At 62.0% G+C, this 26,052-nt stretch carries 24 protein-coding genes; 3 read left to right on the top strand and 21 right to left on the bottom strand.

Annotation, left to right across the window (positions count from 1 at the left end):
* Positions 1–118 precede the first annotated feature (118 nt).
* From LKD23_RS07715 to LKD23_RS07685, 7 genes are all read right to left on the bottom strand, one after another.
* Positions 119–607, bottom strand: a complete 489-nt coding sequence (locus LKD23_RS07715) for a hypothetical protein (RefSeq protein WP_227621148.1) — start codon at positions 605–607, stop codon at positions 119–121.
* A gap of 17 nt (positions 608–624) precedes the next feature.
* Positions 625–1,353, bottom strand: a complete 729-nt coding sequence (locus LKD23_RS07710) for a CpsD/CapB family tyrosine-protein kinase (protein ID WP_227621147.1) — start codon at positions 1,351–1,353, stop codon at positions 625–627.
* Positions 1,354–1,369: 16 nt separating this feature from the next.
* Positions 1,370–2,155 (bottom strand): YveK family protein, encoded by a 786-nt coding sequence (locus LKD23_RS07705; protein WP_227621146.1) that lies wholly within the window; start codon positions 2,153–2,155, stop codon positions 1,370–1,372.
* 33 nt (positions 2,156–2,188) lie between these two features.
* Entirely contained in the window at positions 2,189–3,208 is a 1,020-nt protein-coding gene (locus tag LKD23_RS07700; RefSeq protein ID WP_227621145.1) for an LCP family protein, read from the bottom strand.
* On the bottom strand, positions 3,205–3,918 hold the full coding sequence (locus LKD23_RS07695; RefSeq protein ID WP_227621144.1) for a CpsB/CapC family capsule biosynthesis tyrosine phosphatase: 714 nt from the start codon (positions 3,916–3,918) through the stop codon (positions 3,205–3,207). The genes LKD23_RS07700 and LKD23_RS07695 overlap by 4 nt, the downstream gene beginning before the upstream one ends.
* A 338-nt stretch (positions 3,919–4,256) precedes the next feature.
* The gene (locus LKD23_RS07690; protein WP_227621143.1) at positions 4,257–4,994 is read right to left on the bottom strand and encodes a YebC/PmpR family DNA-binding transcriptional regulator; all 738 of its coding nucleotides are present in this window, start codon (positions 4,992–4,994) and stop codon (positions 4,257–4,259) included.
* 172 nt (positions 4,995–5,166) lie between these two features.
* A complete protein-coding gene (locus LKD23_RS07685; protein ID WP_227621142.1) occupies positions 5,167–6,711 on the bottom strand; it encodes an RsmB/NOP family class I SAM-dependent RNA methyltransferase in 1,545 nt (514 codons plus the stop codon).
* Positions 6,712–6,818: 107 nt separating this feature from the next.
* Here LKD23_RS07685 and LKD23_RS07680 point away from each other — a divergent pair, with 107 nt between their 5' ends.
* Positions 6,819–7,016 (top strand): hypothetical protein, encoded by a 198-nt coding sequence (locus tag LKD23_RS07680; protein WP_227621141.1) that lies wholly within the window; start codon positions 6,819–6,821, stop codon positions 7,014–7,016.
* A gap of 80 nt (positions 7,017–7,096) precedes the next feature.
* Here the strand turns inward: LKD23_RS07680 and LKD23_RS07675 are convergent, their stop codons facing one another.
* The 13 genes from LKD23_RS07675 to LKD23_RS07615 form a co-directional block, all read right to left on the bottom strand.
* Positions 7,097–7,501 (bottom strand): Mini-ribonuclease 3, encoded by a 405-nt coding sequence (locus LKD23_RS07675; RefSeq protein WP_227621140.1) that lies wholly within the window; start codon positions 7,499–7,501, stop codon positions 7,097–7,099.
* A gap of 163 nt (positions 7,502–7,664) precedes the next feature.
* On the bottom strand, positions 7,665–8,948 hold the full coding sequence (gene obgE, locus LKD23_RS07670) for a GTPase ObgE (RefSeq protein ID WP_227621139.1): 1,284 nt from the start codon (positions 8,946–8,948) through the stop codon (positions 7,665–7,667).
* Positions 8,949–9,145: 197 nt separating this feature from the next.
* Positions 9,146–9,397 (bottom strand): 50S ribosomal protein L27, encoded by a 252-nt coding sequence (gene rpmA / locus LKD23_RS07665; protein ID WP_015563948.1) that lies wholly within the window; start codon positions 9,395–9,397, stop codon positions 9,146–9,148.
* A gap of 17 nt (positions 9,398–9,414) precedes the next feature.
* Positions 9,415–9,726, bottom strand: coding sequence for a 50S ribosomal protein L21 (gene rplU, locus LKD23_RS07660; protein ID WP_227621138.1), 312 nt, complete (start codon positions 9,724–9,726; stop codon positions 9,415–9,417).
* Between the two features lie 148 nt (positions 9,727–9,874).
* A complete protein-coding gene (gene lgt / locus LKD23_RS07655) occupies positions 9,875–10,918 on the bottom strand; it encodes a prolipoprotein diacylglyceryl transferase (protein ID WP_227621137.1) in 1,044 nt (347 codons plus the stop codon).
* Positions 10,915–12,225, bottom strand: a complete 1,311-nt coding sequence (gene yfmH, locus LKD23_RS07650; protein ID WP_227621136.1) for an EF-P 5-aminopentanol modification-associated protein YfmH — start codon at positions 12,223–12,225, stop codon at positions 10,915–10,917. The genes lgt and yfmH overlap by 4 nt, the downstream gene beginning before the upstream one ends.
* Positions 12,218–13,501, bottom strand: coding sequence for a M16 family metallopeptidase (locus LKD23_RS07645; protein ID WP_227621135.1), 1,284 nt, complete (start codon positions 13,499–13,501; stop codon positions 12,218–12,220). Before LKD23_RS07645 ends, yfmH begins: the two co-directional genes overlap by 8 nt.
* 20 nt (positions 13,502–13,521) lie before the next feature.
* Positions 13,522–14,328 carry a M15 family metallopeptidase gene (locus LKD23_RS07640; RefSeq protein WP_227621134.1) on the bottom strand — a complete coding sequence of 269 codons (807 nt, stop codon included), beginning with the start codon at positions 14,326–14,328 and terminating at the stop codon, positions 13,522–13,524.
* 171 nt (positions 14,329–14,499) lie between these two features.
* Positions 14,500–15,699 carry an aspartate kinase gene (locus LKD23_RS07635; RefSeq protein ID WP_227621133.1) on the bottom strand — a complete coding sequence of 400 codons (1,200 nt, stop codon included), beginning with the start codon at positions 15,697–15,699 and terminating at the stop codon, positions 14,500–14,502.
* Between the two features lie 85 nt (positions 15,700–15,784).
* A complete protein-coding gene (gene thrB / locus LKD23_RS07630) occupies positions 15,785–16,690 on the bottom strand; it encodes a homoserine kinase (protein WP_227621132.1) in 906 nt (301 codons plus the stop codon).
* A gap of 23 nt (positions 16,691–16,713) precedes the next feature.
* Positions 16,714–17,949, bottom strand: a complete 1,236-nt coding sequence (locus LKD23_RS07625; protein ID WP_227621131.1) for a homoserine dehydrogenase — start codon at positions 17,947–17,949, stop codon at positions 16,714–16,716.
* 37 nt (positions 17,950–17,986) lie between these two features.
* Entirely contained in the window at positions 17,987–18,427 is a 441-nt protein-coding gene (locus tag LKD23_RS07620; RefSeq protein ID WP_112114976.1) for an ACT domain-containing protein, read from the bottom strand.
* 164 nt (positions 18,428–18,591) lie between these two features.
* A complete protein-coding gene (locus LKD23_RS07615) occupies positions 18,592–20,886 on the bottom strand; it encodes a transglycosylase domain-containing protein (protein ID WP_227621130.1) in 2,295 nt (764 codons plus the stop codon).
* 462 nt (positions 20,887–21,348) lie between these two features.
* On the opposite strand from LKD23_RS07615, the gene LKD23_RS07610 reads away from it, so the two are divergent.
* Complete coding sequence (locus LKD23_RS07610; protein WP_227621129.1) at positions 21,349–21,717, top strand: hypothetical protein; 369 nt, start codon at positions 21,349–21,351, stop codon at positions 21,715–21,717.
* 48 nt (positions 21,718–21,765) lie between these two features.
* Here LKD23_RS07610 and LKD23_RS07605 read toward each other — a convergent pair whose 3' ends face one another.
* Positions 21,766–23,544 carry a Na/Pi cotransporter family protein gene (locus LKD23_RS07605; RefSeq protein WP_227621128.1) on the bottom strand — a complete coding sequence of 593 codons (1,779 nt, stop codon included), beginning with the start codon at positions 23,542–23,544 and terminating at the stop codon, positions 21,766–21,768.
* Between the two features lie 991 nt (positions 23,545–24,535).
* On the opposite strand from LKD23_RS07605, the gene LKD23_RS07600 reads away from it, so the two are divergent.
* Positions 24,536–26,052, top strand: a 1,517-nt coding sequence (locus tag LKD23_RS07600) for a hypothetical protein (protein ID WP_227621127.1), incomplete at its 3' end; no start/stop codon positions are given.

The following is a 26,052-nucleotide window of genomic DNA, read 5'->3' as shown; positions in this document are numbered from 1 at the left end:
GCAGAGAGCACGAAGCCGTGGGCCTTTTCATTCGGTTGGGTCTTTCCCATCCCTCAGAGCCGTTTCGGGCCGGAGATAAACGCCCCCTCCTGCCCGGAATGCTGCTCAGGAGTCCGTTTTAGATAGACAGGATGACGACAGTGGTGGGGTAAGGCAGGCTGAAGATGACGCGGCCATTCACAACGCGAGCGGTAGTGACCACCCAGTTGCCGTTGCTGTCCAGATACATGATGACTGCAACATTGCCGATCCCATTGACGCTGACCGAGACTTCGCCTTCCACCAGCACATCACCGATGGCACGGACGGACAGGTCATTTGCAGACTTGACGCCTGCTGCTGCGGCAGCATCAGCCGTAGCCTTGCCGCCTGCAAGGGCAGTCAGCTTATCGGCAACGCTGCCCTCGGTAGAAGCGAGGGTATTATAAGCAGCATTGGCCGTTGCGCTGGCCTCAGCGTTAGACTGAGGAACAAAAATTTCGCTGGCAGGGCCGGTGGCGTCGCCGGTGATGCTGGGCACCTTCACGTCGTCGGCTGCGAAAGCAGAAACACTCATGACAGCGGCCATCACCACAGCGGCGACTGCTACTACGAATTTCTTTTTCATAACGATTACCTCCATATTTATTTCTGGACAGGCTGCGATTTCTCGCTGCCGTATCCCTTATAATAGTAGCCGGACTTGTAGTAGCGTTTATAATACAGGCTCGACTTACTATTCATTTCTGCGCGGTCCAGCACGACACCCAGAAGGGGCACTCCGGTGCGCTTGAGCTGCTGGACCGAATCGCCCACGACCTTGCGGGGCGTCTCACCGCCGCGCACCACCAGAACGGTGCCGTCGCAGTGGGTGGCGATGTTCATGGCGTCGGCCACGCTGCCGAGGGGCGGCGTGTCGATGAGCACGACACCGAAACGCTGGCGGCAATGCTCGATCATCTGCGCAAAGCGCTCGCTTTCCAGCAGGATAGCGGGGTTGGTCACGGTCTTTGCCACCGGGATGATATACCCGTTGGGGACGTTGGTCTCATAGATGACGTCATCCAGCTCGGCCTTGCCCGCCAGATAATGGACGCCGCCGATGAGCTGGCCGGAGGTGGACATCCCGTACTTGCTGCGCATCTCCGACTTGCGGAAGTCGCAGTCGATGAGGACGGCAGGCGTGCCCAGCTCGGCGATCATCCGCCACAGCTGCATGGTCACGAAGCTCTTGCCCTCGTTGGGCGTGCTGCTGGTGATCATGATGGTCTTGACATCGCTGCCGCAGAAGCTCAGATTGATGCGCAGCTGGTTGATGGCCTCGCTCACCTCGAAGGGGAGCTGCGGCATCTTGCCGATTTGAAGCTTATTCATGGTCGTTCTCCCCCTCTTATCTGCTCATCACGTCGTTCCAGCGGAAGGCGCTCTTCTTCTTGGTGTCATTGTGGTTGAAGCTGCCCAGATCGACCTCCGGAATGGTAGCCAGCGGCTGGACGCCCAGATACTTGGCCACATCGTCCGGCGTATCGAAGCTGTCCTTCATCAGGTACTGCACCAGCAGCACGCCGCAGCAGAGCACAGCACCCAGCAACGCGCCCAGCACCGTGTTCTTGGCGTAGCTGGGGCTGGACTTCTGGGTGGGCACCACAGCGTCCTCCACCACGTTGGGCGTCTCCGTCTCCATGATCTCGGGCAGGTAGATGCGGGCCTGCTTGATCAGCTCGTTGGCGATGTCTGCCGCCCGCTCGGGGTCGCTGTCGGTGACGGTCACTTTGAGGATGCGGGTGTCATTGGTGTTGGTGATGCTGACCTGCCCTGCAAGGCTGCGGTAGTTGGTGTCGAGGTCCAGATTTTTGATGACATCCTGCAGCAGCGGACGGCTGAGCATCAGCTCCTGATAGTCCGCCGTCAGCTGAGAGCCGATCTGCAGGTCGGTCAGGTTGACGATGGAGTTGTTGGAGGCAGACACGATGTAGATGCTGGCCGAGGCCTGATACATCGGCGTCACGAAGAAATGCGTAAAGCCGAACGCCAGCAGTGCGCCCGCCAGAAAGCAGGCGATGATCTGCAGGATGTGCCCCCACAGCAGGTAGAATACCTCTACGAGATCGATCTCTTCTTCTGTCTCTGCGCCGTTGATGGCCGCCGGATTGAGTGCCTGTTGTTCCTTGCCCACTGATTGATCCTACCTTTCCAGTTTCCTATTTCCTTATCGTACTTTTTCATAAAACAGCTGTAAGACGGTCGCCTCCCGGCTGGACTCGTCCAGATGGTAGGCCCAGTAGCCGTTCTCGATGACGTTCTCGCCGTCGATGGTCAGGGTGTCGAGCTGTTTGTACTGCTTGAGCTTTTCGCCGATCTTTGCGGCCGTGCCGCTGGCGATGTCCGTCACCATGTAGTCCTCCAGCGCCGTATAGGCTTCGGCTGCGAACTGGCTGTCCTGCTGCCGGAGCTTTTCTTCCAGCGCGGCGAGGAACTGCCGCTGACGGGCCATGCGGGCGATGTTGGTCTGGTCGTCGATGTGGTGGCGGCTGCGCACATAGGTCAGCGCCTTCTCACCGTCCAGCGTCACCTCTTCGCCCTGCACCAGCGTGGGGTCGATCTCAGAGAAATCCGAGGTGACGGTCAGGGTCACGCCCCCCACAAGGTCGGTGACGATGCCCACGGCGTCCATGTTCAATGCAAAATATCCGTCGATGGGCTGGTCGTCCAGCAGCATCGAGACGGCAAGCGCGGTGTTCTCGCAGCTGTTCTCCCGGCCATTGCCGTAATAATGGGCCAGCGCGATCTGCTCGTCGGCATACGCCGCCACCCCGCCCAGAACATCCAGCACCGGCACCTTCGTGATGGTGTCGCGGTTGATCTGCAGCACCTGCCACGTCTTGTTGGCGTCGTCCACCACCAGCACCATCTGGACGTCGGCCTGTCCGCCGCCCTCGTAGCTGTCCACGGCCACGGCCTTGCCCTTGACGTCGATGCCCATGATCAGGTACGTCTCAAGGCCGGAGCGCTGACGATAGGTGCTGCCGTCGTAGGTGATCTCCTTCTGCTCCTCCGGGGCCGCGATGACGGCGCTGCCCACCTCGTCGGAGCCGGTCGCATAGCGGTCGTTCTCCCAGAAATGGAGGGCCGCTGCGCCGCCGGCCAGCAGTGCCAGCGCCACTGCCGCCGCCACGCCCGCCTTGAGGACGTCCTTCCGGCGGAGCCGTTTTTCCTCTCGGAACCTCACACTTGCGCGAGAGTCGGTGCCGTCAGCCGACGGGCGTTCTCATCCATCTGTGCAAGGAACGCTTCGCCCAGCTTGCGCCGCACCATCTCTCTTCCCCCTTTCAGATTTGGCGGTCTTTTGGTCATGTCGTGGCAGTCGCTGCCCAGCAGCGGCGTTGCCGTCAGTTCCAGAAGCTCAAGCCCCTGCCGGCGGGTCCCCCAGCGGAGCAGGGTATCCGCGTTCACCTGAAGGGCCAGCGGCAGCTTGGCCAGCTCTTCCAGCCGACGGCGGTTGCTCGAACTGAAGCAGAACCGCTCAGGATGGACGAGGACGACATTGAAATGTAGATCCAGCGACAGCACGGCCACCGTCTCCACCTGCTGGTCGGTCCACTCCGAAAAGGGCATCTCCAGCATCAGGGTGCGGGTGTTCTCGATGCAGAGCCGCTCCGGGTGATGTTCTTCCATCCCCCGGAAATAGGCCGCTTCCGCCGCCGGAAGGATGCGGGGCAGGCTGCTCCCCGCCGGGATAGCGCTGTGCAGCGCGTTCAGGGCCGCCGCCCGCCGCGCCAGATACATGGTGACGCTGTTCTCCCGGGCGTAGTAGTGGGAGGTCGCACAGACCGTCCCGACCCCCATCCCGGCCAGCGCCTGAAGCATCGCCAGCGACATCTCCACGCTCTCGCTTCCGTCGTCCATCTGCGGAAGGATATGGGCGTGCAGTTCGATCAACGCTCCCGACTCCATACCGCATCACCGCCTTTCCGCATTTTTATGGATTTCTCTTCCTCACTTTCTCACATTCTAGCATAGAAAAATCTAGGATGCAACAGGCAATTCCGCGGAAATGCTTCTCTACGGCATTTTTTATCGCAATTTTCAAAAATAGTGCCTATCAAATATAACATATTTGCGATATGCAGTTTGCGGATGTTGCTTGTGCATTAAATACGCAAACTGCTATATTTGACTGCTCCCGATTTTTGGCCTTCGTAAGCCAAAAAGCCGCTCTCTGTGCTTCGCAGTACAAAGAACGGCTTCGAATCAGCATTCCTCCGGCCTGCGGAAGTTTATTCCGGCAGATCCTCTTCGTTCTCGAGGCTGTGCCAGACGTTCTGGACGTCGTCGTTGTCCTCGAGGGCATCCAGCAGTTTGCCCATCAGCTTGAGCTGGTCGGGGTCGGTCAGGCGGGTGGTGGTCATGGGGACCATGGCCAGATCGTCGGAGAGGATCTCGTAGCCCTTCTCCTCCAGAGCCTTGACGACAGCGGAGTAGTTCTCGGGGTCGGTGGTGATCTCCGCAGCCTCTTCGCCTGCGTCGAAGTCCTCTGCACCGGCATCCAGAGCGTCCATCATGGCCTCGTCGGCGTCCTTGTCCTCCAGAGAGATGTCGATGACGCCCTTCTGGCTGAACAGGAAGCCCACGCAGCCCATAGCGCCCAGATTGCCGCCGTTCTTGTCGAAGTAGTGGCGCAGGTCGGCAGCAGTACGGTTGCGGTTGTCGGTCAGGGTCTCCACCATGACAGCGACGCCGCCGGGGCCGTAGCCCTCGTAGGTGATTGCCTCGTACTCGGTCTTATCGCCGCCCTCGGCCTTCTTGATGATGCGCTGGATGTTATCGTTCGGCACGCTCATACGCTTTGCCTTGGCGATCAGGTCTGCCAGCTTGCTGTTGGAAGCGGGGTTGGGGCCGCCGGTGCGGACGGCGACGCTGATCTCGCGGCCGATCTTGGTAAAGACCTTTGCCTTCGCGCCGTCGGTCTTTTCCTTCTTGCGCTTGATGTTGTTCCATTTGCTATGTCCAGACATGGGAAAGAGCCTCCTGTATTTTATCAGTGATCTCCGCCTGCGGGCAGACGGGCTGTGGTCGCCCGCATTGTGGCAGCACACAAAATCTAACTCTATTATTCTATCACAACAGCCATCGGCGTTCAAGCCTTGTGCTGCTGGTTTTCGGGCCTATTCTGCCAAAAACTGCGTCTTACAGCAGCCGGAGCGCCTTGGGGTAGTGGTTTTTGACCCTGCCGCCGGACACTTTTCCGCCGCCCAGCGGCCAGCCATCCACCGTCACGCAGCACCAGCCGTCGGCGGCGGTGCGGGCTTCGGCCTCCCGGCCGGAGAGGTATTCCACGGTCCGCGGGTCGGCGAGGGTCAGCTCCTCGCGGTTCTTGCAGAGCGCGCCGAAGGCCGTGAACAGATGGTGCTCCGGCACGAAGCGGCCCTTCTGCACGCTGCCCACAAAGACGCCCGCCCGCAGGACGTGGAGATTCGTCTGGGGGAAGGCCGCCGGAAGCAGGACGCCTCCGCCATGCACCACGGCGGGACGCCCGGCCAGCTCCGGGAAATATTCCTCCGCGAACTCCCGCCACGCAGCGAGGCTCTGGGCGGGCGTTGCCTCCCCTGCCCCGCCGTCCCGGCTGCGGACGCTGCGGCCCTGCGCGGCCTCCCGGCAGGCGCGGCTGTTTTCCCGCCGTGCGCTGCGGGCATCGGCGGGCCTGCCGCCTTTCTGGGGCTTGCCGCCCTTGGCCTTTCGGCCTGCCTCGGCGGCAGCGGCCAGCCAGAGCTGCTCTTCCGGCGTGTACCCGCCGGGGGCAGGCAGGGTGCGGGGCGTGCCCGCCTTGACCAGCCGGGCCATGAAGTGGCCCTCGCCGCCCTGACAGGGCCAGATACGGCGCACCTTGCTCACGTCCAGCGGCAGTCCGCCGGTGCGGTTGGCCTCGCCCTCACTGCCGAAGGTGTAGTCCACATGGCCCAGCACGTCGGCCAGCGCGAACTCCGGGTGGCGCTGTAAGAACGCTGCCACCTGCCCCTCATCCTCCTCGGGTGCGAAGGTGCAGGTGGAGTAGACCAGCTCCCCGCCCGGCGCGAGGGCCGCGGCGGCGCTGTCGAGGATGTCTGCGCCAAGCTCCGCGCACTGCTTCACCAGCGCCTCACAGTGCTGGGCCAGCGCTGCAGGCTCTTTGCGGAACATCCCCTCGCCGGAGCAGGGCGCGTCCACCAGCACCCGGTCAAAAAACTCCGGCAGAGCCGCCGCGATGCGGGCGGGCGTCTCGTTGAGCACTACAGCATTGGGCACACCCATCCGCTCGAGATTGCTTTTCAGGATCTCCGCCCGGGCCGCGACGTATTCGTTGCTGACCAGAAGCCCCTGCCCCCGCAGGGCGGCGGCGAGCTGGCTGCTCTTGCCGCCGGGGGCGGCGCACAGGTCCAGCACCCACATCCCGGGCCGGACGCCCAGCAGCGGCGCGGCGGACGAGGCCGACGGCTCCTGCGAGTAAAAGACGCCTGCGTGATGATAGGGGTGGCGTCCCGGCTTGAAGTCGGGACACTCCACCACGAACGCCGCTTTGCAGAAGGGCGAGGGCCGGAGCGGGAAGTCTGCCCGGGCCGCAAACTCCTCCGGGGTCGTGCGGAGTGCGGAGACGGTCACGCCCCGGGCCGCCGTCTCCTGCGGGGCGGCGTAGAGCAGCTCGTACCGTTCGCCCAGCAGGGCGCGCTCCCGGGCTTCAAAATATTCGGCAGGCATTTTTGCAAAACCTCCTTCGGGCTGCGGTGCATAAAGCCGCCGCAGCCGGTCAAACTATGGGCAGGGAGCGCAAAGCGCCTCCCGAAATCGAAAGGAGCGACGATACGATGGAAAATCGCAGCGAGAACCGCAGCACCAACTGCAAGAACCAGAACCGCACCACCAATCAGACGAACAGCCGCACCACCAGTTCCAGCCAGAACTCTGCCACCAACGAGCACAAGCACCCCAACCAGTACACCAAGGGTGCCGACGATGAGGGCGGCAAGAACTCGGCCCACAACTCCGCCCGCAACAGCCGATAAGGCGGAGTGACCCCAAAAAGCCCACTGCTCTCTTTGCACTGTTCCCCAGTGCAGAAAGCAGTGGGCTTTCGCGTTTTTTCTTACTTCTCGTTGGGGTCGAAGGACTGCCACAGCGTCTCGAACAGCTCCTGCACCCGGCTCAGCTGGCCGTTCAGATACAGCCAGCCCAGCAGGCACTCGAAGCCGGTAGAGGCACGATATTCCTCCGGGGAGGCGTGCTTGGCGACGCTGGCCTTGCTGGCGTTGCGGCCCCGCTTGAAGACGGCAAGCTCGTCCTCTGTGAAGAGCGGCTCCAACAGCTGCTCCTCCCGGAACTGCGCCCGGGCCGAAACGTACTTGACCTTTTCGGCGTTGAGCTTTCCCGCCGACAGCCGGTGGTGCTCCACCAGCCGCTGCCGCACCAGAAGCTCCAGCACACTGTCGCCCACAAAGGCCAGCGCCAGCGGACTCAGCTCCCGGGGGTCGATCTTTTCGGGTTCGTTCATAGAACGGTCTCTCCTTTCGTCAGCGTCCTTGCCCTCTCCGTCATTGCTTCGCAATGCCACCTCTCCCAAAGGGAGAGGCAAAAGCCTGACCGTCACGTTCTGGCTCTCCCTTTGGGAGAGCTGCCGAACTGCGTGAGGCTGAGAGGGCAAGCCCGTTGACCTCTTAGAAGATATAATCGAACTGATACTCGCCGATGAGGATGGTGTCATTCTCCTGCACGCCCTTCTGGACCAGAGCGTCCAGAATGCCGCTCTCGCCCAGCTGACGCTGGAAATACTGCAGGCTCTCGTAGTCGTCCACATTGCTGCCGGCAAGGATATACTCCAGCCACGGCGCATCCACGCTCCAGACATGAGCCTCCATCCGCTTGATGGTAAACTCGCGGCGGCCAGCCTTTGCCTCCGGCTTCTTGTACTCGGGGGTGAACACGGGGATGGCGGGGATGTCCTTCAGGCGGTTGTAGACCAGACCCGGAAGCTCCCTCACGCCCTGCATGGTGGCGGCGGAGATGGGCACGAAGGTCAGGCCCTTCTCCTCCACATACCTGCGGAAGGTGTCGATCTGCTCCTCGGTGGCGAGGTCACACTTGTTGCCCACCACGATCTGGGGACGCTCGGCCAGCGCAGGGCTGAACTTTGCCAGCTCCTCGTTGATCTTCTCGAAGTCCTCGATGGGGTCGCGGCACTCGCTGCCGGAGACATCCACGACGTGGAGCAGCAGGCGGCAGCGCTCCACATGGCGGAGGAAGTCATGGCCCAGACCGATGCCCTCGCTGGCACCCTCGATGAGGCCGGGGATGTCGGCGCAGACGAAGCTTGCGCCCTCGCCCACCGACACGACGCCCAGCGTGGGCACCAGCGTGGTGAAGTGGTAGTTGGCGATCTTCGGCTTGGCGGCGCTGATGGTGGAGATGAGGGTGGACTTGCCCACATTGGGGAAGCCGATGAGGCCCACATCTGCGATCAGCTTCAGCTCCAGCGTCACCTGAATGTCCTCGCCGGGCATACCGGGCTTTGCGAACTTGGGGATCTGGCGGGTGGGGGTGGCGAAATGGGCATTGCCATAGCCGCCCCGGCCTCCCTTGGCCACGGTCACGGGGGTGTGGTCGGACAGATCGGCGATGACAAGGCCGCTCTCGGCGTCCTTGATGACGGTGCCCAGCGGCACCTTGATGACAAGGTTCTCGGCGTTCTTGCCGTGGCAGAGGCTCGCGCCGCCCTTGCCGCCCTCGTCAGCGGTGTACTTGCGCTTGTAGCGGAAGTCCATCAGGGTGGTGAGGTGGTCGTCCACGACGAAGATGATGTCGCCGCCCCGTCCGCCGTCGCCGCCGTCCGGGCCGCCAGCGGCCACGAACTTTTCACGATGGAAACTCACAGCGCCGTCGCCGCCCTTGCCCGCATGGAGCCAGATGGTGGCGATGTCGATAAAATTGGTTTGTGCTGCCATACAGGCCCTCCTGTTCTCAGAAAAGATTCTTCTCAGCGCTTATTCTCTGCGCTTTTATCGGAAAATAACCTCTCAGTCCGCGCTTTGGCGCGGCCAGCTCCCCTGGCGAGGGGAGCCGGATCAAGGAAGAAGAAATTCATCAAAAAGAGCCGGGCCACGAGGGTCCGGCTCTCTGTGTTGCAGATTTTAGGAAGAAGTTACTGCTTGACGCTGCACTTCTTGCCGCTCTTGCCCACGCGCTCGAAACGAACGGTGCCATCGACCAGAGCAAACAGGGTATCATCGCTGCCCTTGCCGACATTCTCACCCGGCTGGATGTGAGTGCCGCGCTGGCGAACGAGGATGTTGCCGGCCAGAACGAACTGACCATCTGCACGCTTGGTGCCCAGACGCTGAGCCGCAGAATCACGGCCGTTCTTGGTGCTGCCTACGCCCTTTTTATGTGCCATTGTAATATACCTCCTACTTAGCCGTTGATCGCAGTGATCTCAACCTTGGTGAAGGGCTGACGATGGCCCATGCGGCGAGCACTGTGCTTCTTTGCGCGATAGGTGATGATGTTCAGCTTCTTGCCCTTGCCATTCTTGATGACCTTGGCAGAAACGGAAGCGCCCTCAACAACAGGAGCGCCAACCTTGACCGAACCCTCCTCGCCAACAGCGAGAACCTGATCAAACTTCACTTCGGAGTCGGCCTCAACGTCCAGCTTTTCGATGTAGACGATGTCGCCCTGCTCCACGCGGTACTGCTTACCGCCGGTAACAATGATTGCGTACATTTTGTTCATTCCTTTTCGTTGTACTCGCTGGTCGTAAAGGCAGGCCCTCACAGGGGCCATTTGAGGCGCCCACACCAAGCGGCTAGAATAGTATAGCAAAAAAGCGTGCGGATTTCAAGAGGAAAATCCCGCTTTTGCGGAAATATTTTCAGTTTTTCTCCGCCAGCTTCTCCTTCAGCATCTGCTTCACCCGCTCGTTATATGCGTTGGTGCGCTCGATGAAAAGCTTGCGGGGGCTGGACGCCACCAGCTCCTCCCGCTCAAGGACAAGCTCCGGCTGCGCTTTGTGCACCTTTGCCAGAAGGGTGCGGTTCTCCGCCGTCAGGGCCAGCGTCACCATGAGCGGCTTGCCTTTATACTTCCGGGTCAGGAAGATCTCCAGCGCCACACCGCCCACGACGGCCGCCGCCGCCACCAGCTGGGAGGCACGCAGGCCCAGCGACGGCACCAGCAGCAGGCTGTCGGTGCGGAGGCCCTCGATCCAGAAGCGGCCTGCGCCGTACCAGATGAGATAGCGCAGGGCGATGTCGCCGTTGAACTTCCGCTTCTTGATGTACGCCGTCAGCAGGGCCAGACCCACGAAGCACCAGATGCTCTCGTAGAGGAAGGTGGGGTGGACGGGCATCGTGGGGTCGATGGTGACGCCCTTGGGCACCGTGACGGTGCTGCCCATCAGGTATTCCTCCGTCGCCTCACTGAACATTCCCCACGGCAGGGTGGTGTTGCAGCCGAAGGCCTCCTGATTGAAGAAGTTGCCCCAGCGGCCGCAGCCCTGTCCGATGAGAAAGCCCATGCCGGCGAGGTCGAACATGGGCAGCACCGGCACGCCCCGCCACTTGCAGGCCAGACCACCGAACACGAAAGCACCGATGATGCCACCGTAGATGGCCAGACCGCCATCCCGGACAGCCAGCACATCCCAGATGGTATCATAATTATAAGGTGCCATCGCCACATAATACAGGCGGGCGCTGGCGATGCCCAGCACCACGCCGACGAGGATGACGTCCACCATCGCGTCGGCGTCGATGCCGAACTCGGTGCAGCGGCGGAACGCGAACACCAGCGCAAGGCAGAGGCCGAAGGCGATGCAGACGCCGTACCAATAAATATCGGCCCCGCCGATGCTGAAGGCCACACGATCCAGCTCAAAGCTGAGGCCAAGGCCCGGGAACTGTACCAGATTCGTCATTCTTCTGTCTCCTCTTCTTCCTCATCGCCGACCGTGCCGTCCGGCTCGATGCGCATCATGGCCATCCGCTCCGGGCGGAGGATGTGCTGCAGGGCCGCGTCGGCATCCTCTGCCGTCAGGCCCGCCAGCATGGTGATCTGCTGGGCCACAGTCTGGCCTGCCAGCGCGAAATCCGCCATCTGGCTGGCCGAATCCTCGACATTTTCCAGATTTTCGATGAGCTGGCCGTATTTTTCGTTCTTGCAGAGGGTGAAGATCTCCCGGTCAACCCCCTCGCGCCGCACCCGCTCGATCTCGTCCAGCAGAAGCTGGCGGACGGTGTCGGGGGCGTCGCTCTCGCCGGTGAAGAGGATGCAGCAGCACCCCTCCACCCGCAGCACCTCGCCGCCGAAGCCCGGGTTGGTCAGGCCCTCGTCGTAGAGGCGGCGGTAGAGCGGCGACATCCCGCCGCAGATGCAGCAGAGGATAAGCTCGTACAGCATCTCGCTGCGCAGGTCGCCGAAGGGCAGCGGCTCTTCCTTGAAGCCCAGACCGAAGCAGGGTTTGGCGATGGGCATGGCGATGGTCTTTTCCGCCGCCGCCAGCGTCATGGGTTCGGAGCGGAGCAGCCGCTCCACCTTTTCCGCCGGGCGCTCGTCCATCAGGCCGTGGCGGGCACAGGCCGCGAGGATCTGCTCCATGCTGGTGTTGCCCGCTGCGGCCAGCACCATATTGCCCGGGGCATAGAAAGCCCTGCAGCAGTCGTAGAGCATACCGGGGGTTATCTCGGCAATGCTCTCCACCGTGCCCGCAATGTCGCTGCGGATGGGGTGGCTGTGGTACAGGCACTCGCACAGGCCGGTGATGAGCCGCCAGTCAGGGCTGTCATCGTACATTTTGATCTCCTGCCCGATGATGCCCTGCTCCTTGGCGATGGTCTGCTCGGTAAAGTAGGGGCGTCCCACCATGCCCAGCAGCACGTCGAGGCTCTCGTCCAGCTGTTCTGTGGCCGTAAAGAGATAGCAGGTGCGGTCGAAGGCGGTGAAGGCATTGGCGTTGGCGCCGGTCTTGGCAAACTTTGCAAAGGCGTCGCCGTCCTCGTCCTCAAACATCTTGTGCTCGAGGAAATGGGCCACGCCGGCGGGCAGATGTACCTCCCGCTCCCCCAGCCGGAAGTCCCGGTCGATGGAGCCGAAGCGGGTTGCATAGATGACATGGGTGCCGGAGTAGCCCGGCATGGGGCGGACGAGGACGGTCAGCCCCGAGGGCAGGGTCTGCCACTGGTCTGCGGCGGTGCGTTCCAGCACGCTCTGGGTGTTCTCAGCCATTCTCGTCTCCCTCCTCTCTCGTCAGCAGGCAGCTCACCGACAGGGTGAACTGCCGGAGGATGTCCCGCACCTCTTCCTTGGTCACGGCCAGCAGGGCGCGGCGGGCGTCGTCCGGCGTCTGCACCGGGCCGCCCCGCAGCACCTCCATATAGTACCACGTCTCGATGCCGCCCAGCGTGTCCTCAAGGCCGTTCATCCCGGCCAGCAGGCCCCGGCGGCAGTCTTCCAGCTCCTCGTCGGTGATGGGGCCGTCGCAGAGGTCTTTCAGCTCTTTGAGCACGGCTGCCTCGGCCCGGGCCGCGTCCGCGTGCTCAACACCGCTGTTGACGGCCATACTGCCCGTAAAGCTCTGGAAGGAGGACGAGCAGTAATAGCACAGGTGATCCCGCTCCCGGACGTTCAGGAAGAGGCGGCTGGTGACGCTGCCGCCGTAGAGAGCCATCGCCAGCCGGACTGCGGCCAGCTGGCCGGGCTGCATGGGCTGGCCCAGCGTGAAGAGCATACAGAGCTTGGCCTGCGTGGTGTCGAAGTGCTCCACCCGGCGCACCGGCTCCCGCCGGGGCATGGCGATGTTCTCCGCCCGGGGCAGCGGGCCGCGGTCGAGGGCCGAAAGCTCGGCCAGCAGGGCGTCCTGCACAGCGGCGGTGCTGGCCTCGTCACAGCCCAGCACGATCAGCTCGATGTTCGCCGTCCGGAGCATCTCGTCATAAGCCTCGGTCAGCATCTCAGGCGTCAGGCCGTCCACTTCTTCCAGGTAGCCCTCCTGCCGGACACCGGCGGGGCTGTCGCCGAAAAATTCTCGGTTGGCCTGCCGCTGGCAGTAGAGCCGTTTGTCGTTCACTTCGTCTTCCAGCGCCTTTTTCAGCATCTGTTTCTCGATGCCCACGGCCTCGGGGTCGAAGGTTCCGCCCACGAAATAGGGGTGGAAGGCTGTGCCCAGCGCCAGTGCGGCGTACTCCTGCGTCAGCTTCTCCCCTTCCAGCGCGAACTGGTCCTTGATGCCGGTGATGCTGACGCATAGGTTGTGGCTGCATCCCATCGGGCGGGCGTCCACCGTCAGGTCGGCACCATAGAGGCGGGCCAGCTTCTTGGTCAGCTGGGTCATATCGGGGCAGTCGGCATAGCCCCGCTCCATCACCAGCGGCAGCAGTGCGTGGGCCGTGGCCGTTTCGCGGCGGGCCGGGAACGCAAAGTGGATGCTGATGCGGCAGCGGTTGAATTTCTGCGCGGCGTCATACGAGAGATGGACGCCGGGCGCGATCTGGGTTCGTTTCAATGTTCTATCGTCCTTTTGTGTTATTTCGTTTGTTCCAGCGCCAGATACTCTTCCAGCGAGAGGCCCGAGGCACGGATGGCGAGGGCGTTGTCCCTGCCCACATACCGCCAGTGCCACGGCTCGAACACCATGCCGGTGGCGGCCTGACGCTCCTGCGGCCAGCGCAGGATGAAGCCGTACTCGGCCGCATAGGCCTCCAGCCACTCGTAGGCGCGGGTGTCGGCGAAGCCGGTGTTCTCCTCAAGGCTGTCCGCTGCGAGGATGTCGGCGGCGTAGCCGGTGGCGTACTCGCTGGCCTCCGGCGCAGGCTGGACGGTGGCGGCCTTGGCGGCAGCGGCCTCTTCCTTGCTTCCGGCCTCCCGGTAGCTCTGGACTGCGGCCTCATAGGCGCTCTGGCGGGCGGCGGCGTCCTGATGACCCGCCGTCAGCACCAGCTCGATCTCATCCTGCCGCGCAGCCTCCGCCATCTGGCGGTAAGCTGCGGCGGCCTCGGCCTCCAGCGAAACGCCGGTGGCCTCGTCGGCCACGGCAAGCTCCGGCGTCGGCTCTTCCGTCAGGGGCAGGTTCCCATTCACCAGCACAAGACGGGCGTCGGAGAGGTCCGTCTCTGCGCCGCCGGTATACTCCCGGGCCTCGAAAGCCGTCGGCGGCGCGATGAGGGCGTAGGCCTTCGGCAGCAGCCAGAGGATGCCGCCGGTCATCACGGCCATCATCGCGCCGCAGCTGAGCAGAAAGACCGTCCAGTTGCGCACGAGGCGGATGCGGTGTCTCCGGCGGCGCTGGGCCGGCGGCAGCGTGCGGCGGGGTTCGGGTCGATTTTGCTCCATGATGCAGCTTCCTTCCTCTTGTTCGGCGTTCGCCCGGGGTGCAGGCAGATAATTACATTATACACCCCTTTTCTCCGGGTGTAAACGGCAGGCCCTGTAAAAAAATTGTGTACGCAAAAAAGCCGCCGCACCGGCGCAGAGCGCACGGCACGGCGGCTTCTATAGCCTTTTTTACTCGAACAGCATATCGTGGATGGCGCTGACTGCCTTATCGGCGTCCTCGCGGTCGATGATGCAGGAGATCTTGATCTCGCTGGTGGAGATCATCTTGATGTTGATGTTGTTGTTGGACATGGCCTCGAACATCTTGGAGGCCACGCCGCTGTGGCTCTGCATACCGGCACCCACGATGGACACCTTGGCGCAGGTCTCGTCGCAGGTGATCTGATCGAAGTGTGCGCCCTCGCGCAGGACGCGCATCGCAGTCTCCGCCTCGCTCTCAGCACAGGTGAAGCTGATGTCCTTCTTGCCATCGCGGCCGGTGGACTGCAGGATGATGTCCACATTGATGTTCTTCTGGGCCAGCAGACCGAAGATCTTGAAGCTGGTGCCCGGCTCATCGGGAACATTCAGGATAGTGATAACAGCAACGTCGGTGTCCTTTGCGACACCCTTGATCAGCATACCTTCCACGTCTTTTACAACCTCCTTGACGACCGTGCCGGGCACGGGGTTCAGGCTGGAGAGGACCTCCAGCTCCACATTATACTTCTTGGCCAGCTCCACGCTGCGGTTGTTGAGCACCTGTGCGCCGAGGGAGGCCAGCTCCAGCATCTCGTCGAAGGTGATCTCGTCCAGCTTGCGGGTGTTGCGCACCTTGCGGGGGTCGGCCGTGTAAACGCCCTCCACATCCGTGAAGATCTGGCAGCGGTCGGCGTGCAGGGCTGCCGCGATGGCGACGGCGCTGGTGTCCGAGCCGCCACGGCCCAGCGTGGTGATGTCGTCCAGCTTGTTCAGTCCCTGGAAGCCTGCCACGACGACGACGCGGTTGCGCTCCAGCTCCGAAGAGATGCGCTCGGTCTCCAGCTTGGTGATGCGGGCCTTGGTGTAGGCACGGTCGGTGCGGAAACCCGCCTGCCAGCCGGTCAGGCTGGTAGCGTGGCAGCCCAGCTCGTTCAGGGCCATGGCCAGCAGGGAGATGCTGATCTCTTCGCCTGCGGCCAGCAGCATATCCATCTCACGGGCAGAAGGGTTGTGGGTGATCTCTGCTGCCTTTGCGATAAGGTCATCGGTGGTGTCGCCCTGTGCGGACACCACCACGACCACGTCATTTCCCGCGTTGTGGGTGTTGGCCACGATGCGGGCCACGTTGAAGATACGGTCCCGGTCCTTCACCGAAGAACCGCCGAACTTCTGTACGATCAACGCCATATCTTGTCACTCTCCTCTTTTTGCTCCCTCAGTGTCTGAGGGGTACACCGGGCGGAAGCGGTCTTGCACTTCCTCTCCCTGTCTATCATTCCACTGTCGCACCGGTGTTGTCGGCATCCAGCCGCAGCAGTGTAAATGCTTCACATCCGTCCAAGCCCTCCAGCAGCTCGAGGCCTTTTTCCAGCTTGGAGTAGAATTTTTCGGCGCTGGCCTTCTCTGCCACCGCCATCACGGTGCTGCCCGCGCCCGAGACGTATACCGCCTTTGCGCCGCAGAGCCGCGCCATGTCGAAGACTTCCTTCGAGCCGGGCATCAGGGGCATCCGGTAGGGCTGGTGGAGCTTATCTTCGGTGGCGATGGCCAGCAGGTCGTGGCGTCCCTCACAGAACGCCGCCGGAATGAGGGCTGCACGGGACAGGTTATACACCGCATCCTTGTGAGTGACCTCTTTCGGCAGGGCCGCACGGGCGGCCTCGGTCAGCAGCTTGTAGTCGGGCACGATGGCCGCGAAGCAGAGGCTCTCGTCCACGTCCCGCTTGACGGAGTAGACCACGCCGTCCTCGAAGACGCTGCTGGTCAGGCCGCCCAGAAGGGCCGGTGCCACGTTATCGGGGTGGCCCTCGATGGAGGTGGCCAGCGTCAGCAGCTCCTGCGTGTTGAGCACATCGCCCAGCATCCGGTTCGCGCCCAGCAGGCCCGCGATGATGCAGGCCGAGGACGAGCCGAGGCCCCGGGCCATGGGGATGGCGTTGGTCTGGACGAGCTTGAGGGGCGGCATGGTCTTGCCCACCTTGTCGAACAGGCCCTTGGCCGAGCGATAGACCAGATTGCTCTCGCCCCGGGGGATACGGGTGCCGTCCGCCGCCGAGATGTCCAGATGGTCGCTCTCTTCAAATGTCACCGTGTTGTACAGCGTCACCGCGAGGCCCAGTGCATCGAAGCCGGAGCCGATGTTGGCGCTGGTCGCCGGGACGGAAACTTTGATCTTCATAGCAGTTCCCTCTCCTCTTCCGCTCAGACTTCCTCGGGCAGACGGCGGAGCACCAGCTTCACGCTGCCGCCCACGGCCTCCACCTTCCGGGCCGCTTCGGCCAGAGCCTTGCCGTCGGCGCTGTCCACGAAGTAGGCACAGCCGTCGAAGTGCTCATCCACCACATGGCCCTTGCCATAGATGGCCTCGGCCACGGCCGGGGCGATGCCCTCCACACGCACATAGTATGCGGCGGGCGCGGGGTCGGTGAGCATCCCTTCCACCGGCTCGGCGGGCTGCCAGAACAGGCTGTCGTGGACCTTGGAGCCGTTCTTGAGGGCGTTCACCACGTCGGCCACCACGGCGCTGGCGGTGGGCAGCTTGCCTGCGCCCTTGCCGTAAAAGACCACATCGCCCAGCATATCGCCCTTCACGAGGACGGCGTTGAAGACGTCGTCCACGCCGGCCAGCTGGTTCACCTTCGGCACGAGGCAGGGCTCGACGCCCGCAGCCACGCTGCCGTCCTCGCCCCGCTTCATCCATGCGATGAGCTTGATGACGCAGCCCAGCTTTTCCGCTGCCGCCACATCGCCCGCCGTGATGTCCCGGATGCCGCGGGTGGGGATGTTCTGGGGATAGATCTGATGGCCGCAGACCAGCGAGGACAGGATGGCGATCTTGCGGCAGGCGTCGCGGCCATCCACATCATCGCCGGGGTCCTTCGTCTCGGCGTAACCCAGCTCCTGCGCGATCTTCAGTGCCTCGTCGAAGCCCAGATTCTCCCGCACCATCTTGGTGAGCATGAAATTGGTGGTGCCGTTGACGATGCCCTCCACCTCAGTGATGACATTGGCCGCGAGGCACTGATGCATCGGGGTGATGATGGGGGTGCCGCCGCCCACAGAGGCCTCGAAGAGGAAGGCGCAGCCGTGGGCCTTGGCCAGAGCCAGCAGCTCTGCGCCGTAGGTGGCCACCATCTCCTTGTTGGAGGTGCAGACGCTCCGGCCGCTCTCGAGGCAGGCCTTGACGTAGGGGTAGGCGAAGCGGGTGCCGCCGATGGTCTCGACGACGACCTTCACCTCCGGGTCTTCCAGAATGGTATCGAAGTTCTTAATAAACAGCTGTGCAGCCGGATGAGCCGAGAAATCCTTGGGGTCAAGGATGTACTTGACCTCCACCGGCTCGCCTGCGCGGCGGGAGACGCCTGCGGCGTTGCGGCAGAGCACCTCGTACACGCCACTGCCCACCGTGCCAAAGCCCAAGATCGCGATTTTTGCCATGATACAGCCCTCGTTCCTGTTTTCTATCAATATGCTCTCACAGATTGTATCCGCAGTGTACGCCCACGACCATCCGCTGACGCGAAAGCTTTTCGGTCAGCTCCTCGGGGGTCATCTGCATGGTGTCGGTGCGGATGGTGACAGCCACCAGCGCCGCACCGTTCTCCGGGGTAGACTGGTTGATGGTCACGATGCTGGCACCGGCGGCGCTGATGCCGGCCAGAAGGCTCTGCAGCGCGCCCGTCTCGTCCCGCAGGGTCGCCATGACGGTGATGACCTCGCGGCCATTCTCCGAGTCGAAGATGCAGTCCTTATATTTATAAAATGCGCTGCGCGACAGGTCCACGCTGCGGGTCGCAGCCGAGATGCTGCGCGCCTCCCCGCTGGCCAGAAGCTCCTTGGCGCGGACGACTTTGAGAAAGACTTCCGGCAGCACCTGCGCGTCCACCAGATAAAAACGGCGTTCCAACTTGTTCACCTCACAAACACAAGTGTTCTTGCAGAAAATATAATAGCATCCGACTCCCCGCATTGCAAGGGGTCGGATGCTATTTTGTCAGATTATCCAGTTTTGTGCCGTGAAGTGCCCTCTCAGCGCACCGGAATTGCTATCCGATGCCGCAAAAGTATGAGTTTTTTCGCTCAGTCGGTGTCGAGGCTGGTGGTATCCGGCTCCGACGTGAGGGGGGCGCTGGACACAGCGGCCTGACCGTGGGAGTAGTTGCAGACATCGGGCAGGTCGTCGGCGCGGTAGTAGCCCACTGCGGTGCTGGGGCAGGAGCCGCTGGCCAGCAGTCCGCTCTGGGTGCAGTAGCTGCGCTCCACGACGCCGTCTGCCGTCGGGAATGCCTTATAGGGCAGGTCTGCCTGCACCTGCTCCATCAGGGCCTTCCATGCCATGACGCAGGTGCGGGTCTTAGCCTGCTGCTTGCCGAGGGTCTTGGTCATGTCGTAGGGCGCGTCATAGCCCCACCACACGGCGGTGACGTAGTAGGGCGTGCCGCCCACGAACCACAGGTCCTTCTCGTCGCTGGCCGTACCGGTCTTGCCGAAGGCCTCCATACCGTTGGAGTTGGGGTAGCGGCCGCTGGCCGTGCCAACGCTGGAGAACAGGACGTTCTTGAGCAGGCGGTTCATGACATAAGCCGTCTGGGGGGTCAGGGCCTGATAGCTGGTGTCGTTGCTCTCCATATAGATGTTGCCGTCGCGGTCGAGGACGCGGGTGTAGAGATGGGGCGTGGTGTACTCGCCGTCATAGAAGATCTGGAACGCCGCCGCCAACGCCATCGGGGTGACGCCGTGGGTCTGGCTGCCCATGACCATCTGCGCAAGGCCCACGTCGTTGACCGGGTCCAGCGTATTGAGCTGCAAGGTATTGTAGACGAAGTTGAAGATGTTGCTTGCACCCACGAGGTCGCCCACCCGGATGGCGATGGTGTTCAGCGAGCGGGCAAGGCCGTTCCAGAGCGGCAGGTCGGAGTTGTCACCGTAGTTGCCGCCGTAGTTGCGGGGCCAGCTGCGCCATGCGTTGGGATAGGCTTTCAGCTGCTTGTCGGTCAGGCCCATCAGGCCGTTCTTCCGGCAGTAGTCCTCGTCGCGGATGACCATATCCTGTTTGAGGTAGAGGGGCGAGTTGTTGAGCATGGTGGACCAGTTGACCAGACCATACTCGATGCCCAGCGCATACGCACCGATGGGCTTGATGGTGGAGCCGGTCTGCCGGGTGACGCCGTAAGCGCGGTTCAGAGAGAGGCTCTTGGTCTTTTCGCCCAGACCGCCCACCATGGCCAGCACATTGCCGTCGTAGTCCAGCGTGACCATCGCAGCCTGTGTGCGGACATTGCGGTAGTAGTAGACCGTGCCGTCCTCGCCGGTGCGGGTCTTAGGGGTGCCGTCCTCGTTGTACACCTGCACATCGTCGTCCGAGATGCTGGTCACTTCTTCCTCATGCCAGCCGGCCGGGAAGTAGGCATCGTCGGCGTTGAGCATCAGATTCTCCATCGCGGTCTGGAGCTTGGGGTTCACGGTGGCCTCGATGGTGTAGCCGCCGGTGTAGAGCATACTCTGGGCGGTGGATTCGTCCACGCCCTCCTTGGCCATGATGTCCTTCACCACCTCGTTGAAGAGGGCGTCGGTGAAGTAGGAGGTGGTGGAGCTGCTCTTCTTGCTGCCATCCTCCTCCGCCAGCACCAGCGGCTGCGCCGCTGCGTTGCGGTAATCATCCTCCGAGATGACGCCCTGCTGCCACATATTGTAGAGCAGGAAGTTGCGGCGGTGGATGAGGTTTTCGGGGTTGGTGTAGGGGTTGTAGTTGGTCGGATTCTTGGTGATGGAAGCGATGGACGCGCACTCCCAGAGGGTCAGCTGGCTGACATCCTTGTTGAAGTACTCGTTGGCCGCCGTCTGGACGCCCTGAATGGTGCCCGTGAAGCTGATGGTGTTGAGATACGCTTCCAGAATGGTCTCCTTGGAATAGCTGCGGCTCAGGATGAGGGCGCGGTAGATCTCACGCAGCTTACGCAGTGCGCCCTCGATGCCGCTGGCGCTCTTGTCGCTGGTCAGGTTCTTGATGAGCTGCTGCTCCAGCGTGGAGGCACCCTGCTTGGAGCTGTAGATGGGCAGCAGGTACTCGTTGATCATCGCGCCGATGGTGCGCTTGAAGTTGACGCCCGGCTCGGTGTAGAAGTCCTTATCCTCGGTGCAGATGAATGCATACTGTAGGTTGGTCGGGATCTGCTCGAGGTCGGCCCAGACGCGGTGGCTGTTAGAGGAGCGCAGGGTGGCGTACTCCACCTGTGCACCGGTGTCCGGGTCGGTGGCCACCACAAGGCTCGACTGGCTCAGCTCGATGTTGTCGAGGTCCAGCAGGTCGCCGTCGTTGGCCGTGACCTGCACCACATAGTAGACTGCGCCCACCGCCGCCAGACTGCCTGCCATGATGCCCAGACAGACGAGGGTGACGAGGGTGCGGCCCAGAAACCGCAGGACGGGGTGGCCGCTCTTTTCCTCCGGCTCCCGCGGCGCACGGCTGCGGCGGGGCGTCTCCTCGGCGGGGCGTCTCTCCCGGAGAGCACCGTTGCTGCGGATCTTTCGTCTTTCGTTGTTTGAGATAAGGATCCCCTCCTATCGCAATTTTCGCATCAAAGCACCGCCGAAGGGTGCTGTTCGCTGTTCATCCTGCTGCGGACGAGTCCGCCCGCAGCCATAATAATACATTATAGTCCTCGCCATCCTCTTCTGCAAGGGGCAAATCGACCGGATACGATATTAGTATAGCACATCTGCCCCGCCAAAGTACAGCACCCGGGTGTGAAAATTCTGCGCTTCTGTCTGAGGCTGTTGTTTTTTGCACATACTACCGTCTGAAACATCATTCTGCCCCGAAAGGAGTCCACTGCCATGCGCAAGGTCTGGCTCTGCGTTTTTTATGCCGTCTGCATCTTCACCATCGTGTTCAGCCTGTTCTGGATGGCCCTGCCCAAGCTCCCCTTCCCTGCCGACTCAGGCACAGAAACGCCTGCCTCCGAGCCGGGGCTGGCTGCACAGGGCCGCGCCGGGCAGGGCAGCACGGATTTTTACCTCTGCGACGAGGGCGGACGGGTGGTGGTCTACACCTGCACGGAGAACGGCCTGCCCGACAAGCGCCTCCTGCGCACCGGCATCTACGTCAACCTTCTGCCCGAGGCCGACGCCGTCCGGCTCAAGCAGGGCTTCTACGTCTCCGGGGAGACCGCCCTGCGGGCGCAGCTGGAGGACCTCGGCGGATAAGCAAAAAGCCTGACCGCTTGCGGACGGTCAGGCTTTTTGCGTCTTTCATCAGGCTTCGAGCTGTTCCAGCGGAAGGAGATAATCCTTGCGGCACTGCTCGTAGTTGAGCATATATTCCTTGGTGGGGTTGTGGTGCATCATATTCTTGAGGGTGTGGGAGTCGTAGTCCTCGCCTGCCTCCATGCCCACCAGACGGGCGGCAATGTTGGAGCAGTGGTCGGAGATGCGCTCGGCGTTGTTCAGCACATCGAGGAAGACGACACCGGTATCGATGGAGCAGATGCCGTCTTTCAGGCGCTTGATGTGCTGGGCGCGGAGCTTCTCCACAAGGATGTCGATGACCTGCTCCAGCGGCTCCACCTGACTGGCCATCCGGCCGTCGTCCGCCTCGAATGCATCCGCCGTAAGGGTCAGGATCTTTTCCAGCGCCTTGTCCAGAAGCTTCAGCTCCTGCTGGGCCATCTCGCTGAAGGCAACTTCCTTATCGGCCAGTTCCTGTGCCTTTTCCTTGATGTTCACGGCGTAGTCGCCGATGCGCTCACACTCGGTGACGAAGTTGAGCAGCTCTGTCACCTCGTGGCTCTCCGCGTCGCCCAGCTCCTGATCGGCCAGCTTGATGAGGTAGTTGGAGATCTCGACCTCCATCCGGTCGATGAGGTTCTCGCGGACATCAATGGCGCTCACCACGTCCTCGTCCATCTTGAGCAGCAGCGGGGTGGAAAGACCGACGTTGCGGGCCGCACGGCGGGACATCTTGACGACGGCATTCTTGGCCTGCTGCAAAGCCACGGCCGGGCTCTTGAACAGACGCTCATCCAGCACAGGCATACTCATCTCCTGCGCCTCCTCGGCGCTGCTGGGCACGGTCATCATGGCCAGCTTGGACAGCACACCGCTGCAGGGCAGGAAGAACAGCATCGCAATGACGCTGGTCATGGTGTGGATGTTTGCGATGCTGCTCTTGTTCATTACATCGCCCCACATGGGGATGCCGATGGTGAACTGGAGCGCATAGACCAGCGCCAGCAGGATGACGCTGCCGATGATGTTGAAGTACAGGTGGATGAGGGCGGCGCGCTTGCCGTCCTTGGAGGAGCCGCCGATGGTCAACAGCGGGGTGAACGCAGTGCCGATGTGGGCACCCAGCACGATGGGGATGGCCGAACTGAAGGTGACGAGGCCGGTGCTGGACAGAGCCTGCAGGATACCCACCGACGCCGAGGACGACTGGATGATGACCGTGACCACCACACCCACGAGAACGCCGAGGATGGGGTTGGTCATGGTGACGAACAGCTCCTGAAACATGGCGCTCTCCCGCAGAGGGGACACGCCGGTGTCCATCAGGCTCATGCCGGTGAACAGGATGCCGAAGCCCAGCATGATCTGGCCGATGTTCTTCTTTTTCGCACTGCGGATGAAGACATAAAAAATGCAGCCGATAAACGCCACCACCGGCGCAAACGTCTTGGGCTGGATGAGGGTCAGGATGAGGCTGTCGCCCGAAATATCCGCCATGCGGATGAGCTGGCCCGTGACCGTCGTACCAATGTTTGCACCCATGATAACGCCTACCGACTGCGTAAGGGTCATGATGCCGGAGTTGACAAGGCCGACACAGATGACGACCGTACCGGCGGACGACTGGATCACGCCGGTGATGAGCGTACCGAAAATAACGCCCTTGATGGTGGAGGAGGTCAGCTTCTGTAATACGCCCTGCATCTTGCCGCCGGCCAGCTTCTCAAGGCCGGCGCCCATGATCGACATACCATACAGGAACAGCGCAATACCGCCCAGCAGAGAGGTGATGTGTGTAATGTCCATAAAACAATGCTCCTAAAATCTTCCTATTGCTCCATTGCACAAGACGGCTTCGCCCAGCTCTCCGTATGCAAAACGCCGTCCTTTTTATTATATCATCGAACCCCCCGGCTCAACAAGCATTATTTTACAGGAAAATCACCTTTTTGACTGGAATTTTAAAATTCCCGCCCTCTTTTGCACTGTTCTTTTCTTTGATTTTACTTCGATTTTACGTTAGTGTTTTCTAACCCCGCCGCCCGGTATTCCCGGGAATGCGTCAGGCGGCGTCCAGCTCTTCCATCGCCTCCCGCAGGGTGTCCGCCGAGAACAGGAACGCCCCCGCCTCCGTGTACACCTCCACATGACCGCCCACATATCGCAGCTCTACGTCTTTCATTCCTCTTCCCTCCTGTGTCTTTTTGTTCTGACAGGAGTATAGCAGAATAAAAGTCCAATAAAATGTATTTTTAGTCGGTTTTTTGAGCAAAAAGGCGCAGAAAAGCTCTTTGTCGGCGTCCTTGCCCTCTCAGTCACCTTCGGTGCCAGCTCCCCCAAAGGGGGAGCCTCTGGCGTGCCGGTCAGGCCCACGCGGGACGAGCAAAGTCTGATTTTTTCGGAAACAGTAGTGCCCTGCTACAGAGGGCAGCAGCTTCGGGACAAGAGCACTTTGTCAAGCTGTTGTGAATCTCTGTAGCAGGGCACTATATTTTATGCCATATTGAGCTTCCAGCGGTCAGCGCAGAGTTGCCCGACATGCCAATGGCTCTCCCTATGGGAGAGCTGGCGAGCGGAGCGAGACTGAGAGGGCAAGCCCGTCTCCCGAGAGCCGCCGCACAGCGATAAACAGGTTCTTTGGGAGAGCCAAAATCTGTCCGAACTCCTTCGTTCACGCAGGAAACAGGGCGATTCGCGCAGGTTTTCTTGATTTTTTCCCCCAGATGTGGTACATTCAGGTCAGTCAGACGCTCTCTGTTTTCACCATTTATTTTCACCATTCAAAGGAGGTTTTTGTATGCTGTCTTATCGTAAGCTTGCGATGCGTGTTCTGGGCCGGCCTCTCCATACGGGGGGCAGCGATTCGCCCCGTCCGGCCTCTCAGCGGGCAGCGGCGCTTATCCTGACTGCCGCAATGCTCACCACCCTTACCGCCCCGGCCTTTGCAAAGGAATGGTACATTGAAGAAGGTGACATCACCGTGAGAGCAGGTGAGACCGAAGGGACGAACAAGGTCTCACAAGGGGAGAATCCGGAGGTGGAAGACACCAACACCGTTATCACAAATAGTGACAAGGACAAAGCTTCTTCCAACACCGTGACCATCGAGGCCAAAGATAAGGACGATAAGGTAGAGGTCACACTCAAGGATGTGAACATCGACACCAGCAGCCGGAGCGAAGCCGCCGTGAGCGTGACTGGCGAGGGCAATACCAATATCGAGCTGGATGGCGACAACGCGCTGAAGAGCGACATCTACAGCAGCGGCATCTCCAGCAGCGGCAGCCTCACCATCTCCGGCGGCGAAAATGACAGCCTGACGGCCCAAGGCGGCAGCGGCGCAGACGGCATCTATAGCAGCGGCAGCCTCACCATCTCCGGCGGTACGGTCACTGCCAACGGCGGCAGCGGCGGCGGCGGCGACGGCGGCGACGGCATCTGGAGCAGCGGCGGCGTCACCATCTCCGGCGGTAGTACGGTCACTGCCAACGGCGGCGACGGCAAAGACGACTACGGCGGCGACGGCATCCGCAGCGACAGCGGCGACGTCACCATTTCCGGCGGTAGTACGGTCACTGCCAACGGCGGCAACGGCGGCAATGTGAGCGGCGACGGCATCCGCAGCGACAGCGGCGACGTCACCATTTCCGGCGGTACGGTCAAAGCCGCTGGCGGCGACAGCAAAGACGGCTACGGCGGCGACGGCATCCGCAGCGGCGGCGTCACCATCTCCGGCGGTACGGTCAACGCCGCTGGCGGCAACGGCGGCAAAGTCGGCGGCTACGGCATCTACAGCAACGACATCGATCTGTCGGGCAGCCTCGAGCTGACCGCCAAGGCCGGTAGGCCCAACGGCAAGGCCATCTCGTGGGCCGGCCATGAGCTTGACCTCGACACCATCAAGGACAAGCTGGGCCCGGGCGCAAAAGTCACCGCCACCGACGCTAATGGCGAAACCAAGCAGGTCTCTAGCCCCATCCCCCGTCCTGTGGAGCCGGAAGAGCCTGAGCCTGTTATCCCCGAGGAGTCTTCTTCCTCTTCTGACGGCGGCTCTGCCACCCCGTCCGCACCCGCCTCTCCCCTCCCCGGCCTGACTGTCACCGACAAGGACGGCCAGCGCATCTCCTACACCAGCACCCAGAGCGGCAATACCCTCACCGTCTGCGTCGGACGGCTCACAGCCTCCTTCCGCATCTCGCTGGCCGCGCTGCGTCAGCTGCGGGCTGAGGGCATCGACACCATCACCTTCCAGACCATCCTCTGCTCCACCACCCTCTCGGTGGACGAGCTGCTGGCCATGGGCGGCGAGGACGC

Source organism: Faecalibacterium butyricigenerans (genome assembly GCF_020687345.1).
GTDB lineage: Bacteria > Bacillota > Clostridia > Oscillospirales > Ruminococcaceae > Faecalibacterium > Faecalibacterium butyricigenerans.
The sequence above is the reverse complement of the archived record's forward strand: the minus strand, read 5'-3'. Positions and strand labels throughout refer to the sequence as shown.

Coding starts and splice junctions, on each gene's coding strand:
- LKD23_RS07635 (WP_227621133.1), bottom strand. CDS start 15,699: ATGGCGTTGATCGTACAGAAGTTCGGCGGTTCTTCGGTGAAGGACCGG.
- thrB (WP_227621132.1), bottom strand. CDS start 16,690: ATGAAGATCAAAGTTTCCGTCCCGGCGACCAGCGCCAACATCGGCTCC.
- LKD23_RS07710 (WP_227621147.1), bottom strand. CDS start 1,353: ATGAATAAGCTTCAAATCGGCAAGATGCCGCAGCTCCCCTTCGAGGTG.
- LKD23_RS07675 (WP_227621140.1), bottom strand. CDS start 7,501: ATGAACGAACCCGAAAAGATCGACCCCCGGGAGCTGAGTCCGCTGGCG.
- lgt (WP_227621137.1), bottom strand. CDS start 10,918: ATGACGAATCTGGTACAGTTCCCGGGCCTTGGCCTCAGCTTTGAGCTG.
- LKD23_RS07610 (WP_227621129.1), top strand. CDS start 21,349: ATGCGCAAGGTCTGGCTCTGCGTTTTTTATGCCGTCTGCATCTTCACC.
- LKD23_RS07690 (WP_227621143.1), bottom strand. CDS start 4,994: ATGTCTGGACATAGCAAATGGAACAACATCAAGCGCAAGAAGGAAAAG.
- LKD23_RS07615 (WP_227621130.1), bottom strand. CDS start 20,886: ATGGCAGGCAGTCTGGCGGCGGTGGGCGCAGTCTACTATGTGGTGCAG.
- LKD23_RS07715 (WP_227621148.1), bottom strand. CDS start 607: ATGAAAAAGAAATTCGTAGTAGCAGTCGCCGCTGTGGTGATGGCCGCT.
- rplU (WP_227621138.1), bottom strand. CDS start 9,726: ATGTACGCAATCATTGTTACCGGCGGTAAGCAGTACCGCGTGGAGCAG.
- rpmA (WP_015563948.1), bottom strand. CDS start 9,397: ATGGCACATAAAAAGGGCGTAGGCAGCACCAAGAACGGCCGTGATTCT.
- LKD23_RS07680 (WP_227621141.1), top strand. CDS start 6,819: ATGGAAAATCGCAGCGAGAACCGCAGCACCAACTGCAAGAACCAGAAC.
- LKD23_RS07605 (WP_227621128.1), bottom strand. CDS start 23,544: ATGGACATTACACACATCACCTCTCTGCTGGGCGGTATTGCGCTGTTC.
- LKD23_RS07685 (WP_227621142.1), bottom strand. CDS start 6,711: ATGCCTGCCGAATATTTTGAAGCCCGGGAGCGCGCCCTGCTGGGCGAA.
- LKD23_RS07640 (WP_227621134.1), bottom strand. CDS start 14,328: ATGGAGCAAAATCGACCCGAACCCCGCCGCACGCTGCCGCCGGCCCAG.
- LKD23_RS07625 (WP_227621131.1), bottom strand. CDS start 17,949: ATGGCAAAAATCGCGATCTTGGGCTTTGGCACGGTGGGCAGTGGCGTG.
- obgE (WP_227621139.1), bottom strand. CDS start 8,948: ATGGCAGCACAAACCAATTTTATCGACATCGCCACCATCTGGCTCCAT.
- yfmH (WP_227621136.1), bottom strand. CDS start 12,225: ATGGCTGAGAACACCCAGAGCGTGCTGGAACGCACCGCCGCAGACCAG.